Origin of the sequence: Streptomyces sp. NPDC087859 (assembly GCF_044742595.1) — a bacterium.
Lineage (GTDB): Bacteria > Actinomycetota > Actinomycetes > Streptomycetales > Streptomycetaceae > Streptomyces > Streptomyces canus_F.
In genome coordinates, this window is record NZ_JBIUUU010000008.1 from 45,946 (window position 1) to 58,820 (window position 12,875).

Below are 12,875 nucleotides of genomic sequence, written 5' to 3' on the forward strand. Positions count from 1 at the left end.
CGGAACGCCATCGATCTTCCGTTCAAGCGTCAGGAGGCCCTGTATGCGCACCTCGCTCCGCGTCGGCATCACCGGGGCGGTGGCCGCGGCCGCCGCCCTCACCTGTGGCACCACCGCCCAGGCGACCCCGCCGGGCCCCGGCGTCACGGCCAAGCTGATCAGCCAGGTCACCGTCGGGGGCACCGACTACACCGTCAGAGAGATCACCGTTCCGCCCGGCCAGGCCACCGGCTGGCACTACCACGGCGGCCCCGTGTACGGGTACGTGAAGCAGGGCACGCTCAGCCACTATCACTCCGACTGTGCCAGTGACGGGGTCTATCCGAAGGGCACCGTCGTCCGGGAGCCGGGCGGGCCGAGCGACGTCCATCTCGGCCGGAACCTGGGCGACACTCCGCTCGTCCTCGAGGTGTTGTACGTGCTGCCGCACGGATCGGCTTTCTCCGAGGACGTGCCGAACCCCGGCTGCGACTTCGAGTGATCAGTGCGGGGGCAGCGGCTGTTCGGCCCAGATCGTCTTGCCGGCGCCGGTCTGTCGGCTGCCCCAGCGCTGGGTGAGCTGGGCGACCAGCAGCAGTCCGCGCCCGCCCTCGTCGTAGGCGTGGGCGCGGCGCAGGTGCGGCGAGGTGGAACTGCCGTCGGAGACCTCGCAGATGAGGGTGCGGTCGCGGATCAGCCGGAGCTGGATGGGCGGGGCTCCGTAGCGGATGGCGTTGGTGACCAGTTCGCTGACGACGAGTTCGGTGACGAAGCCGGCCTCGTCCAGGCCCCATGTGGTGAGTTGCTCGGTGGCGGCCTGGCGGGCGTCGGCCACGCGGGCGGGGTCGGGGGTGATGTCCCAGGTGGCGACCTGGTCGGCGCCGAGGGCGCGGGTTCGGGCCAGCAGCAGGGCCACGTCGTCGCTCGGCTCCTCCGGGAGCACGGCTTTCAGCACCGTGTCACAGAGGGCCTCGAGAGAGCTGGCGCGTGCGGTGAGGGCACGGCAGAGCTCACCGGTGGCGTGGTCGATGTCGCGGTCGCGGTCCTCGATGAGGCCGTCGGTGTACAGGGCGACGACGGCGCCCTCGGGCAGTTCCACCTCGGTGGCCTCGAAGGGCAGCCCGCCGACGCCGAGCGGGGGTCCCGCGGACATGGGGACGAGCTCCGCGCTGCCGTCGGGCAGGACGAGGGCGGGTGACGGGTGACCGGCGGCGGCGAGGGTGAGGCGGCGCGATACGGGGTCGTAGACGGCGTAGAGGCAGGTCGCGCCGAGTTCGGCGACGTCGTCGTCGCTGTCGTAGGCCGCCAGGTGGGTGACCAGGTCGTCGAGGTGGGTGAGGAGTTCGTCGGGCGGCAGGTCCACGTCGGCGAGGGTGCGGACGGCCGTGCAGAGGCGGCCCATCGTCGCCGAGGAGGTGATGCCGTGCCCGACGACGTCGCCGACGACGAGGGCGACGCGGCTGCCGGAGAGCGGGATGACGTCGAACCAGTCGCCGCCGACGCCGGCGAGGGAGCCGCAGGGCAGATAGCGGTGGGCGACCTCGACGGCGGCCTGCCCGGTCAGCCCTCGGGGCAGCAGGCTGTGCTGGAGCGCGAGCGCGGTCGTGCGCTCACGGGCGAAGCGGCGCGAGTTGTCGATACAGACGGCGGCGCGACTGGCGAGTTCCTCGGCGAGGGCGGCGTCGTCCTGGACGTAGGGGTCCGAGGGGCCGATACGGACGGCCACGGCGACGCCCAGCGTGATGCCGCGGGCCCTGAGGGGTACGGCCAGCATCGAGTGGGTGCCCTCGCGGTAGGGCCGGCCCTTGGGGGCGCGGGCGTTGCGCTCGCGGACCCAGCGGTCGAAGGACGGCTCACCGGCCCGGCTGAGCACGGCCCGGCCCTCGCGCAGGGCCCGCGCGGGCGGTGAGTACGGCGGGTAGACGTCCAGCGCGCCGAGGTGGACGGCGGCCTCCGGGGTGCCGTCATGGGCGGAGCCGTGGGCGACGCGGCGCAGGACGACGTCCTGGGGCGTGGCGCTGGGCGGTTCGTCGGGGCCCAGGACCCATTCGAGGAGGTCGACGCTGGTGAAGTCGGCGAACCGGGGGACCACGAGCGTCACCAGTTCCTCGGCGGTGCGGACCACGTCGAGGGTGGTGCCGATGGCGTCCGCGGCCTCGTTCAGCAGGGCCAGGCGCTGGCGGGCCCAGTGCTGCTCGGTGCTGTCGAAGGCGGCCAGGGCGACCCCGACCACGTCGTCGACGCCGTTGCGGACGGGCCACATCTCGATGTTCCAGGCGTGGTAGCGGCTGCCGGACGGGGCGCGCGTGTGGCTCTCGTAGTGGAGGGGCTCGCCGGTCTCGGCGACGTGCCGCAGATGCCAGTTGAAGCCCCGGCTGTGCTCGGCGTCCTCCACTGTCTCCGGGAAGAACCGGCCGAGCAGGGCCTCCTCCGGCACCCCCATCACCTGGCAGGCGACGTCGTTGAGCCGCAGATAGCGCTGCTGCGGATCGAAGACCGACATGGACATGGAGGCCTGCTGGAAGGCCTGCCCGGCGAGGGTCGGCTCCGCCCCGCCGGGCTGCTCCGCGGTGATCACGAACCCGCTGGGTGAGCCGTCCGGGCCCAGCACCTCGCACGCCCGCAGCGGGAGGGCGACGGGGGTGCCGTCCCGGTGGCGCAGGACGACGGTGCCGGTCCGGGCTGCCAGGACGTCGGGCGACGGGTCCTCGGCGAGCAGCTCACGCACCGGGAGTCCCACGGCCTCCTCGGCCGGGTATCCGGTCAGCCGCCGGGCACCGTCGCTCCACCCCGTCACCATGCCGTGCGCGTCGATGACCGCCGCGGCCGAGGCGTGCTCCATATCGTCCAGGATGGTCCCTTTGCCGCATCGCAACAACCTCGGTACGGCTACCAGGACTCGTACGTCACTTGCGGTGGTGGCGCAGAGCGGCGAGGGCCCGGTCGGCGTGGGTGTTCATCCGCAGCTCGCTGCGGACGACCTCCAGGACGGTGCGGTCCTGCGCTATGACGAAGGTGACCCGCTTGGTCGGGGCCAGCGAGAAGCCTCGGTTCACCCCGAACCGCTCCCGGATCGTGCCGTCGGCGTCGGACAGCAGCGGCATGCCCAGCGTGTGCTTGCCGGAGAACTCCTGCTGGCGCTCCACGGAGTCGCCGCTGATGCCGACGGGGCGGGCGCCGACGGCGTCGAACTCGGCCGCCAGATCCCGGAAGTGACAGGCCTCGGCGGTGCAGCCGCTGGTCATCGCCGCGGGGTAGAAGAACAGGACGATCGGCCCGTCGGCGAGCAGCGAGGTCAGGCTGCGCGGGGTGCCGGTCTCGTCGGGCAGTTCGAAGTCCTCGATCTTGTCGCCGACGTCTATGCGCGCGCTCATGCCTGGCTCTCCGTGTTCCGTGCGACGTTGCGGGCCCACAGGACGAGGGGCACCTGAAGCGGCAGCCGGGCGATCGCGGCGGCCTTCTGCGGGGTGGGGCGGTGGCGCCAGTCGACGGCCATCTTCACGTTCGCCGGGAAGACCCCGACGAAGAAGGCGGCCGAGGCCAGGGCGGCGGCCTTGCGGGTGCGGGGCGCCATGAGACCGGCCGCCAGCGCGAACTCGGCGACGCCGCTCGCGTAGGTCCAGGTCCTGGGCGATCCCGGCAGGAACTTCGGGATGGTCGCGTCGAACGAGCGCGGCGCGGCGAAGTGGGTGACCCCGACGCCGGCCAGCAGACCGGCCAGCAGCAGGGGTGAGCGTTGGGACCGGGGCACGGTTCCTCCTAGGGGGCTTGCCGCGCGATATTACTGGACGGTACAAGCAGGTCGTACGGCGACCCGTTCCCCTACGGGGAATGGCGGTTGTGAATCCCGGGCGTATGTCCGAACGAGCGGCGGAAGACCTCGATGAAGGCGCTCGTGGACGACCAGCCGCAGCGGTGGGCGACAGTGGTGACGGGTGTTCCGTCGGCCAGCATCCGCAGGGCGTGGTAAAGGCGTGACTGGGTGCGCCACTGCGGGAAGGTCATGCCGAACTCGCTGCGGAAGAGCCGGCTCAGGGTGCGTTCGCTCGCCCCGGTCACGGTGCCGAGGGCGGCCAGGGTGCGTGGGTCGGCGGGGTCGGTGTGCAGGATCTCGCAGACCGCGGTCAGGCGCGGGTCGGTGGCTGCGGGCAGGTGCAGGGGCTGCTGGGGCGAGGCGCGCAGCTGGTCGCGGAGGACGGCGAGCAGGCGCCGGCGTTCGGGGCTGTCGTCCGCGGGGTTGCGGGTGTAGGCGACGATGAGTTCACGCAGGAGGGGGCCCACGGCGAGGACGGTGGGGGCGTCCAGGCCGAGTGGGTTGTCGTCGGCGGACAGGCCGACCAGGTGCAGGTCGAGGTGGCCGTGGGCGCGGTGGGCGTGGACAGTGCCCGCGGGGACCCAGATGGCGCGATTGCCGGGGGCGAACCAGGTGCCGGCGTCGGTGGTGACGGCCAGGACGCCGGAGCCGGCGTAGACGATCTGGTGGTCGTCGTGCCGGTGCGCGTCGATGCGCTCCCCCGCGGCCAGGTTCTGGGCACGGGTGGGGGCCTTCGGCGTATGGCGGATATCCGGCACAAGCAGGCAGTTTATCGAAAGCGCGCCAGGCCCCGCTCTCGCGACGATCTCGGTATGACCGCGATACGCCATCTGTCCTTGGGGCATGCCTGCGTCGACGTCTATCAGGGGGCGGTGGCCGCTCTGGTGCCGTACTTCGTCGCCGAGCGCGCCTACACCTACACCGCCGCCTCGGGTGTCGTCCTCGCCGCGTCGTTGTTGTCGTCCGTCGTGCAGCCGCTGTTCGGGGCGCTCACCGACCGGTGGGCGCTGCCGTGGCTGCTGCCGCTGAGCGCGCTGACCGCCGGGGCGGGGGTGGCGCTGAGCGGGGTCACCGACTCGTACGCGCTGACCCTCGCCGCGGTCGCCGTGTCCGGGGTGGGGGTCGCCGCCTACCATCCGGAGGCGGCGAGGGCGGCCCGCGCCGCGGCGGGCGGCAGCCACACGGCGATGGGCTGGTTCGCCCTGGGCGGCAACCTCGGCTTCGCCGCGGCACCACTGCTCGTGATGGCCGTGGTCGGGCTCGGCGGCCTGGGCGCCTCTCCCCTGCTGATCGTCCCCGCCCTCGCGGGGGCGGTCCTGTGCGCGGCGGCGGTCCGCGCGGCCGGACGCCGTTCCGTGCCCGGCCGTACCCCGGCCGGTGCCGGCCGCGACGACTGGCCGTCGTTCCTGCGGCTTTCGGGGGCGATCGTCTGCCGGTCGGTCGTGTTCGTCGGGCTGAGCGCGTTCGTCTCGCTGTACGTCCGTGAGCGCACCGGGGGCGGGGAGACGGCCGGCACGGTCGCGCTGTGCGTGCTCTACGCCGGGGGTGCGGTGGGCACGGTGGCCGGAGGGCGGCTCGCGGACCGGTACGGGCGGCTGGCGGTCGTACGGTGGTCGTACGTGCTGACGGTCCTGGCCGTTGCCGGGGTGGTGCTCGCGCCGGGGCCGCTCGTCCACGTGTTCGTCGCGCTCACCTCGGCCGGCCTGTATGTGCCGTTCTCGCTGCACGTCACGCTCGGCCAGGACTATCTGCCGCGGCGGGTCGGCACGGCGAGTGGTGTCACGCTGGGGCTGACGGTGAGCGTCGGCGGGCTGGCCGCGCCCGCCCTGGGGGCACTCGCCGACGCCACGTCCCTGCGGACCGCGCTGCTCCCGCTGGTCGCCCTGCCCGCGGTGGGCCGGCTCCTGATGTGCGGGCTGCGCGAACCCGGCGCCGAGGATCAGACGGTGGCCGCCGGCTCCGTGTCGTCGTCGACGGAGTAGGCGAGGAAGTCGTCGACCATGCGGTGGAAGAGGGTGGCCAGCTGCCCCAGTTCCTCCGGGGCCCACTCGGACAGGGCGAGCTGCATGCCGCGCGCGCCGGCGTCCCGGACCCGGTCGATCGCCTGCCGGCCCGTCTCGGTGAGCTCGATGCGCTGGGCGCGCCGGTCGTCGGGGTCCGGGACCCGGGTGACGTACCCGGTCTTCTGGAGCTGCTGCACGGTACGGGTCACGTGCGAGGCCTCCACGCCGAGCCGGTTGGCCAGCTCCCCGGGGCGCAGCGGCTCGGAGTCGGCGATCTGGCGCAGCAGTGCCACGGCGGCCCGGTCCAGGGGTACTCCGGCCAGGGCCATCAGCCGGTCGTGCTGCCGGGCGCGCGTGCTCAGGTACGTGATGCGCGTCAGCGCCCGCTCGATCTCTATCACTTGCGGAGACGCGGGGCCGTCGGGGAGCTCGGGAAGCGATGGGGTGGCCATGCAAACCACTTTACCATCTTGTTGCGTAACTCAAGTAATCTACTGCGTGCGTTTACCGCGGACTACTGCGCCGATCGTACGGGCCCGCCGAGAGAGTGGGGCGCCGAAGGCCGCTTCCCCCGGCGCCCCGGCTTTCAGACCGCGGCCCGTACGGTCTCGCTCCATGCCGCGCCGGTCACGATCGACTGCCGCCACCGCCGGATCGCCTTGGGCGGCATGCCGACCGCGAGGGCGCCGCTCACACGGTCGCCGGTGCGGTACACGGCGACGAACCGCCGTTCGGCCAAGTCGCCCTCCACCACGGCGACTTCGTCGTGGCCGCGCAGGAAGCCGTATGCCTGGATCTTCATGTCGTACTGGTCGGACCAGAAGTAGGGCACCGGCGCGAACGGCTTGCGCGCCTCGGGAGCGAGGAGGTTGCGGGCGGCCGCCATGCCCTGTTCGGCGGCGTTGGTGCGGTGCTCGATCCGCATCGACGTCCCGAACAGCGGGTTGTGCCAGCGGGCGACGTCACCGGCCGCGTACACGTTCCGCGCGGCCTCGCAGTACTGGTCGCAGACCACTCCGTCGCCGACCGCCAGACCGCTGCCGTCGAGCCACTCGGTGTTGGGCAGCGAGCCGATGGCCACCAGCACCTCGTCGGCCTCGACCACTTCGCCGCTCGCGAGCCGCACCCCGTCCTCGGTCACCTCGGTGACCGTGACCCCGCAGCGCAGCTCCACGCCCCGCTCGAGATGCGCCTGCGAGAGCACCTGTCCGACCTCCGTGCCCACGGCGTGCGCCAGCGGCACCGGGGCGGGTTCGAGCACGGTCACCTCGGCGCCGAGACGCCAGGCCACCGCGGCGGCTTCCGCGCCGAGGAACCCGGCGCCGACCACGACCAGCCGCCGCCCCGGGCCCAGCCGGTCGCGCAGGGTCAGGGCGTCCTCGAGGGTGCGCAGCACATGCGCGCCCTCGCCGGGCAGCCGGCGCGGCCGGACTCCGGTGGCCAGGATCAGTCCGTCGTACGGCACCGTCGAGCCGTCGGCCAGCCGTACGGTCCGCTCGGCGAGTTCGAGGCCGGTAGCACGGACGCCGAGGCGCAGGTCCAGGCCGAGCGCGCTCAGATCCGCGGGGGTGCGCAGGTCCAGCCGCTCGGGCTGCCACTCGCCGGACAGCAGTTGCTTGGACAACGGCGGCCGGTCGTACGGCGCAAGGGGTTCGTCGCCGACGAGGGTGAGCGGACCGGCGTAGCCCTCGCGGCGGAGTGTCTCGGCCGCCGCGAGTCCGGCAGCCGAGGCGCCGACGACGACGATCCGGTTCACTGCTGGACGAGTCGGATCGCGGCGGCCGGGCAGACGGCGACGGCTTCCTTGACGTCGTCGACGAGTTCGTCGCCGACCTCCTCCGCGAGCAGGATCGCGATGCCGTCGTCGTCCTGGTCGAAGACGTCCGTCGCGGCGAGCACACACTGCCCCGAGGCGACGCACTTGTCGGCTTCCAGCTCCACCTTCATGGGATTGCCCTTCTTGTCGCGTGTTGCTTGTCGGTTCGCGGGACGGGGAGCCGTCACCAGGCCACCGGCAGTGCGTGGACGCCGTAGATGAACGCGTCGTGCTTGAACTTGATGTCCTGGACGTCGCAGGCGAGCCTGAGGGTGGGGATGCGCCGGTAGAGGGTGCCGTAGACGACCTGGAGCTCCATGCGTGCCAAGGGCTGGCCGAGGCACTGGTGGATGCCGAAGCCGAAGGCCACGTGACGGCGGGCGTCCCGGGTGATGTCGAGACGGTCGGGGTCCTCGAAGGCCGCGGGGTCGCGGTTGCCGATCTCGTTCACCACGATGATGCCCTCGCCGGCCCTGATGACCTCTCCGGCGATCTCGATGTCCTCCGTGACCGCGCGGCGGCGCCCCTGGTGGGTGATGTTCAGGTAGCGCAGCAGTTCCTCGACGGCCGAGGCCACCAGTTCGGGGTCGCCGCTCTCGCGCAGAAGGGCGAGCTGGTCGGGGTGTTCGAGGAGGGCGGCGGTGCCGAGCGCGATCATGTTCGCGGTGGTCTCGTGTCCGGCGATCAGCAGGAGCAGCGCCATCTCGGTGGCCTGCTGATGGTCGATTTCGCCCGCGGTGATCCGTCCGGCGATGCTCGACAGCAGGTCGTCCCTGGGTTCGGCGAGCCGCTTGCCGATCATCTGGGCCAGGTAGCCGGCGATCTCCCGGGTCGCGACGTTGCGGTGCTCGGGTGTCGCGGCGCTGCTGACCATCGTCTTGGTGTTGGACTGGAACATCTCGTGGTCCTCGTAAGGCACCCCGAGCAGTTCGCAGATCACCAGCGAGGGGATGGGCAGGGCGAACGCCTCGACGAGGTCGACCGGTTGCGGGCCCGCGAGGAGGTCGTCGATCAGGCCGTCCACGATGCGCTGCACGGCGGGCCTGAGGGCCTCGACCTTCTTGATGGCGAAGGGCGCCGTCACCAAGCGGCGCAGCCGGGCGTGTTCGGGGTCGTCCATCATGATGAAGCTGAGCTTGCCCTCGGCACCCTCGGAGCTGGCCTTGGGCGGGAAGCCGGGGCGGTCGATGTCCGAGCTGACCCGTGCGTCGCCCAACAGGGCGCGCTGCTCGGCGTAGCGGGTCACGAGCCACGGTTCGCTGCCGTCCCACAGCCGCACCTTCGCCAACGGCCCCTGGTCCTGGAGCTCTTTGAGGCCGGGCGGCGGGTCGAAGGGGCAGCGGGCGGCGCGCGGCATGGGGAACTCGGGAACAGCCAGTGCTTCGGCCATGGTTCTCCTCGGTGGTGGGGGCTCCGGTCGGGGGTCGGAGCGCCGGGGGAAGGGGTGAGGCCTCGATGAGCACATGCAAACAGACGGGCCTGACGGGCTCCGGTCAGTTCCCTGACAGAAAGCTGACGTGACCCGGATCACAGACCGAGCCCATGTCGAATGGGTTCACAACTCACTTTTGCCCGCCATGAGTTGACCATGTCGAACAGCGGCGCGAGCGAACGACGACCCCCGGCCGATGCCGCGAAGAGCGAGCGTTCCCGGCGTTTGCTACCGCGCCTCAGGCCTCCGCCTCGGCCCGTCCCAGCCAGTAGCCGAAGCCCCGCCGGGTGTGGATCAGCGCCGGGGCGTCCCGGTCCACCTTGCGCCGCAGCCGGGACACGAGCTGCTCGATGGCGTTGTCCCCTCGCAAGTCGCCCCAGACGTACCGGCTGATCTGGTCCTTGGACAGCACCCGGTGGGCGTTGACCAGGAGATGGCGCAGCAGCCGGTACTCCGCGGGCGTGAGGTCCAGTGCCAGCGTTCCGCGCCGCGCCTGGCAGAGGGCGTCGTCGAGCACCAGGTCGCCGTAGCGCGGTCCGCCGTGGTGAAGTCGGTCCGGGCCCGGGCCGCGCAGCAACACCTGCATCCTGGCCAGGACTTCGGCCACCCGGAAGGGTTTGGTGACGTAGTCCCTCTCGCCCGGGCCGAGTTCGGGCAGGAGGCTGCCCAACGAGTCGTCCGCGGTGAGGAACAGGACCGGCGGTCGGTGCGTGACGGGCGGCAGGCGCCGACGGCCGAGGTCGGGCACGTCGGGCAGCGTCGTGTCGAGGAGGACGAGGTCGTAGCGGTGCCCCGCGGCCCGCGTCAGCGCCTCGGTCCCGGTGCCGGCCACGGAGGTGCGGTACCCCGCCAACTCCAGGGTGGTGGCGAGCAGTTCGGTCACCTCCGGTCCGCCGACGACCAGCACGTGCTGCCCGGAGCCACGCGCGAGCGCGGGCCTCTCACCGCTCACGCGCGGGCTGTTCCTTCTCCTGTGTCACCGGTGCCAGCCAGATGCCGACGACCGCGTCGGCGAGCCCGGTGGCGTGGTCGTGCCAACTGGAGCGCGCGGTGGGCCGGTGCTCGGCGAGGGCGCGCTCCCGTTCGGCGGGCAGGTGGATGAGCAGATGGCGTGCCATGTCGCCGCGTTCGGCACGGACCTCGGGGGGCAGTGCGGGCAGGCACCGGTGCATTCCGTCGACGATCTGCCGCAGGGACGGGGAGGCCAGGGACTCCTCCACCATGATCCGGTGCAGCGCCGGGTCGGTCATCACCTGCGCGCAGAACCGCGCGAACCAGGTGGGGCCGCCCAGGGCCGCGAGGTGTTCCGGGACCGGGCGGACCAGACAGTCCACCCAGTCCCGCAGGTCCGTGGAGTCGCCGATCCCGGCCAGCAGCCGGGCGCGGATCTCCTCGATCTGCTCGGCGTGCTTGCGGACGATGGCGCGGACGAGGTCGGCCTTGGTGCCGAAGTGGTAGCCGACGGCGGCGTTGTTGCCCTGTCCCGCGGCCTCGCTGACCTGGCGGTTGGAGACGGCGTACACCCCGCGCTCGGCGAACAGCCGTTCCGCCGCGGTCAGGATCAGCTCCCGGGTCGCACTGACCTGCTCCGCCCGTACCGCCCTGCCTGCCGCCATCATCACCATCGCACCGGGACTTCCCTCAGCCCTCCGACGGCCAGCCCCTCGAGCCGTCGCAGGTCCTCCGCCGCCACGGCGAGTTCCAAGGACGAAAGCCTACGCAACAGCACGTCGCCGACGGCTCGGCGCCGTTGCCGCACGGTCAGGCAATCCCGGGGACACAACCAAGTCAAGCAGTTGACTTAATATCGTGGAACCCCGCCCGTCCGTGGTCATTCCCGGGGATGACGTGGGCAGGGCCGTGTACTGCGTACCCAGTAGCCGCGATCGCCGACAGGCGCACGACGACAGGACAGCCCCTCGCCCGGAAGCCTGGAGCGGCAACACCGACCGGAGAGCGGCGATGAGCATCCCCTGGCAGCGATACGCGGACGACCACGCCCGCACCGTCGACACGATGACGGCCGCGCTGCTGTTCGCGTGCTTCCTTTTCGGCAGCGAGATCAACTTCCCGCAGGTGAGGCAGCCGGACGTGGTCGGCCCCGCGATCGCCCTGGCCGGCGTCGCCTGCGGCTCCCTCCTCTGGCAGCGCACCCACCCCCGCACCGTCGCGACGGTGACGACGATGTGCACCGCCGCCGCCTCCGCGCTGGGCATGCTGCTCACACCGCTCCTGATGGCCCCGCTCATGCTGGCGCTGTACCGGCTGGCCGTGCACACCGGCCGCCGAGCCGCGCGGTTGGCCTTCCTCGTCGCCCTCGCCCTGCTGATCACGACGGCCTCCATGGCGGATCCCGTCGATCATCCATGGCCCATGACCACGCTCGGCCCCGCCGCCTGGCTGCTGCTCCCCGTCGCCACCGGCAACGCGGTCCGCCTGCGCGGTGCCTATGTGGAGGCCGTGCAGGCCCGCGCCGAGTACGCCGAGCGCAGCCGGGAGGAGGAGGCCCGGCACCGGGTGGCCGAGGAGCGCATGCGTATCGCCCGGGAGCTCCACGACGTCGTCGCCCACCATCTGGCCCTGGCCAACGCCCAGGCGGGAACGGCGGCCCACCTGTCGCGCACCCACCCCGATCAGGTGCACCGGATCCTCACCGAGCTCGCCGTCACGACGTCGGCGGCGCTGCGCGAGACGAAGGCGACCGTGGGTCTGCTGCGCCGGCGCGACGACCCCGACGCCCCGCTCGCCCCCAGCCCGGGCATCGACCGGCTCGACGAACTGACGGCCGCGTTCGAGGCGGCCGGGCTTCCCGTCCGGGTCGACACCGAGGGCACTCCCCGGCCGCTGTCGCCGGGCGTGGACCTGACGGCGTACCGCATCGTGCAGGAGGCGCTGACCAACGTGACCAAGCACGCCGCGGCCAGGACGGCGTATGTCCGCCTCGAATACGCCACCGACCATCTGACGATCACCGTCACCGACGACGGCACCTCGACCGCCGCCGCGGAGCCGGGCCAGGGCTTCGGTCTGATCGGCATGCGGGAGCGGGCCCGGTCCATGGGCGGCGCCCTCAGGGCCGGGCACCGCCTCGAGGGCGGCTTCGAGGTGACGACCCGGCTGCCGCTGTACCCCATCGCTCCGGAACCGGGAGAACGGAACCCATGACCATCCGCGTACTGCTCGCCGACGACCAGGCCCTGCTGCGGGCCACCTTCCGGATCCTGATCGACTCCTGCGAGGACATGGAGGTGGTCGCCGAGGCGGCCGACGGCTCCGAGGCCGTGTCCCTCGCCCGCGTCCACCGCCCGGACCTCGTCCTGATGGACATCCGGATGCCGGGCACCGACGGCCTGGCGGCCACGGCCGCCATCTGCGCCGACCCGGACCTGGCCGGAACCCGGGTGCTGATCCTGACGACGTTCGAGATCGACGAGTACGTCGCCCAGGCGCTGCGGTCCGGGGCCAGCGGTTTCCTCGGCAAGGACGTCACCGCCGACGTGCTGCTGGCCGGGGTGCGGACCGTGGCGTCGGGCGAGTCCCTGCTGTCCCCCGTCGCCACCCGCACGGTGATCGCCCGCTTCCTGGCGGCGCCCGCGCGCGGCGCCCGCCTCGCGGTGCCGGGCGACCTCGCGGAGCTCACCGCGCGTGAGCGTGAGGTGATGGCGTGGGTGGCGGAGGGCCACTCCAACGAGGAGATCGCGGAGAAGCTCTTCGTCAGCCCGCTGACGGTACGCACGCATGTGCACCGCGCCATGACGAAGCTGAGCGCCCGGGACCGCGCGCAACTCGTCGTCATCGCCTACCAGTCGGGGCTCGTCCAGGCGCCCTGAG

General features: G+C 72.4%; 14 protein-coding genes. 4 read left to right on the forward strand and 10 right to left on the reverse strand.

What is annotated here, in order from left to right; all coding sequences use genetic code 11:
* Window positions 1-43: 43 nt before the first annotated feature.
* Window positions 44-481 carry a cupin domain-containing protein gene (locus tag ACIOHP_RS20320; protein ID WP_361559299.1) on the forward strand — a complete coding sequence of 146 codons (438 nt, stop codon included), beginning with the start codon at window positions 44-46 and terminating at the stop codon, window positions 479-481.
* Here ACIOHP_RS20320 and ACIOHP_RS20325 read toward each other — a convergent pair whose 3' ends face one another.
* From ACIOHP_RS20325 to ACIOHP_RS20340, 4 genes are all read right to left on the reverse strand, one after another.
* Window positions 482-2,821 (reverse strand): SpoIIE family protein phosphatase, encoded by a 2,340-nt coding sequence (locus ACIOHP_RS20325; RefSeq protein ID WP_401889293.1) that lies wholly within the window; start codon window positions 2,819-2,821, stop codon window positions 482-484. It abuts the gene before it with no gap.
* A 64-nt stretch (window positions 2,822-2,885) separates the two neighbouring features.
* Complete coding sequence (locus ACIOHP_RS20330) at window positions 2,886-3,353, reverse strand: peroxiredoxin (protein ID WP_361559305.1); 468 nt, start codon at window positions 3,351-3,353, stop codon at window positions 2,886-2,888.
* Window positions 3,350-3,730 carry a DoxX family protein gene (locus tag ACIOHP_RS20335; protein ID WP_327715083.1) on the reverse strand — a complete coding sequence of 127 codons (381 nt, stop codon included), beginning with the start codon at window positions 3,728-3,730 and terminating at the stop codon, window positions 3,350-3,352. The genes ACIOHP_RS20330 and ACIOHP_RS20335 overlap by 4 nt, the downstream gene beginning before the upstream one ends.
* Window positions 3,731-3,801: 71 nt before the next feature.
* A complete protein-coding gene (locus ACIOHP_RS20340) occupies window positions 3,802-4,551 on the reverse strand; it encodes an AraC family transcriptional regulator (protein WP_401889296.1) in 750 nt (249 codons plus the stop codon).
* Between the two features lie 54 nt (window positions 4,552-4,605).
* Between ACIOHP_RS20340 and ACIOHP_RS20345 the strand changes: the two genes are divergently transcribed.
* Entirely contained in the window at window positions 4,606-5,775 is a 1,170-nt protein-coding gene (locus tag ACIOHP_RS20345) for an MFS transporter (protein WP_401889299.1), read from the forward strand.
* Here ACIOHP_RS20345 and ACIOHP_RS20350 read toward each other — a convergent pair.
* The 6 genes from ACIOHP_RS20350 to ACIOHP_RS20375 all read right to left on the reverse strand — a co-directional run bounded on the left by ACIOHP_RS20350 (window position 5,733) and on the right by ACIOHP_RS20375 (window position 10,669).
* A complete protein-coding gene (locus tag ACIOHP_RS20350; RefSeq protein ID WP_361559314.1) occupies window positions 5,733-6,248 on the reverse strand; it encodes a MarR family transcriptional regulator in 516 nt (171 codons plus the stop codon). The two genes, ACIOHP_RS20345 and ACIOHP_RS20350, sit on opposite strands and share 43 nt — an antisense overlap.
* Before the next feature lie 134 nt (window positions 6,249-6,382).
* Entirely contained in the window at window positions 6,383-7,552 is a 1,170-nt protein-coding gene (locus ACIOHP_RS20355; RefSeq protein WP_401889302.1) for an NAD(P)/FAD-dependent oxidoreductase, read from the reverse strand.
* Window positions 7,549-7,743 carry a ferredoxin gene (locus ACIOHP_RS20360; RefSeq protein ID WP_327715088.1) on the reverse strand — a complete coding sequence of 65 codons (195 nt, stop codon included), beginning with the start codon at window positions 7,741-7,743 and terminating at the stop codon, window positions 7,549-7,551. The genes ACIOHP_RS20355 and ACIOHP_RS20360 overlap by 4 nt, the downstream gene beginning before the upstream one ends.
* Window positions 7,744-7,796: 53 nt before the next feature.
* Window positions 7,797-9,002, reverse strand: a complete 1,206-nt coding sequence (locus ACIOHP_RS20365; RefSeq protein ID WP_401889305.1) for a cytochrome P450 — start codon at window positions 9,000-9,002, stop codon at window positions 7,797-7,799.
* Window positions 9,003-9,282: 280 nt separating this feature from the next.
* Window positions 9,283-9,996, reverse strand: a complete 714-nt coding sequence (locus ACIOHP_RS20370; RefSeq protein ID WP_401889307.1) for a response regulator transcription factor — start codon at window positions 9,994-9,996, stop codon at window positions 9,283-9,285.
* Entirely contained in the window at window positions 9,986-10,669 is a 684-nt protein-coding gene (locus ACIOHP_RS20375) for a TetR/AcrR family transcriptional regulator (protein ID WP_401889309.1), read from the reverse strand. The genes ACIOHP_RS20370 and ACIOHP_RS20375 overlap by 11 nt, the downstream gene beginning before the upstream one ends.
* 337 nt (window positions 10,670-11,006) lie before the next feature.
* Here ACIOHP_RS20375 and ACIOHP_RS20380 point away from each other — a divergent pair, with 337 nt between their 5' ends.
* Both ACIOHP_RS20380 and ACIOHP_RS20385 read left to right on the forward strand, forming a co-directional pair.
* Window positions 11,007-12,209 (forward strand): sensor histidine kinase, encoded by a 1,203-nt coding sequence (locus ACIOHP_RS20380; RefSeq protein ID WP_401889312.1) that lies wholly within the window; start codon window positions 11,007-11,009, stop codon window positions 12,207-12,209.
* Window positions 12,206-12,874: a response regulator gene (locus ACIOHP_RS20385; RefSeq protein ID WP_401889315.1), complete on the forward strand. Its 669-nt coding sequence runs from the start codon at window positions 12,206-12,208 to the stop codon at window positions 12,872-12,874. The genes ACIOHP_RS20380 and ACIOHP_RS20385 overlap by 4 nt, the downstream gene beginning before the upstream one ends.
* Window position 12,875: the final 1 nt, after the last annotated feature.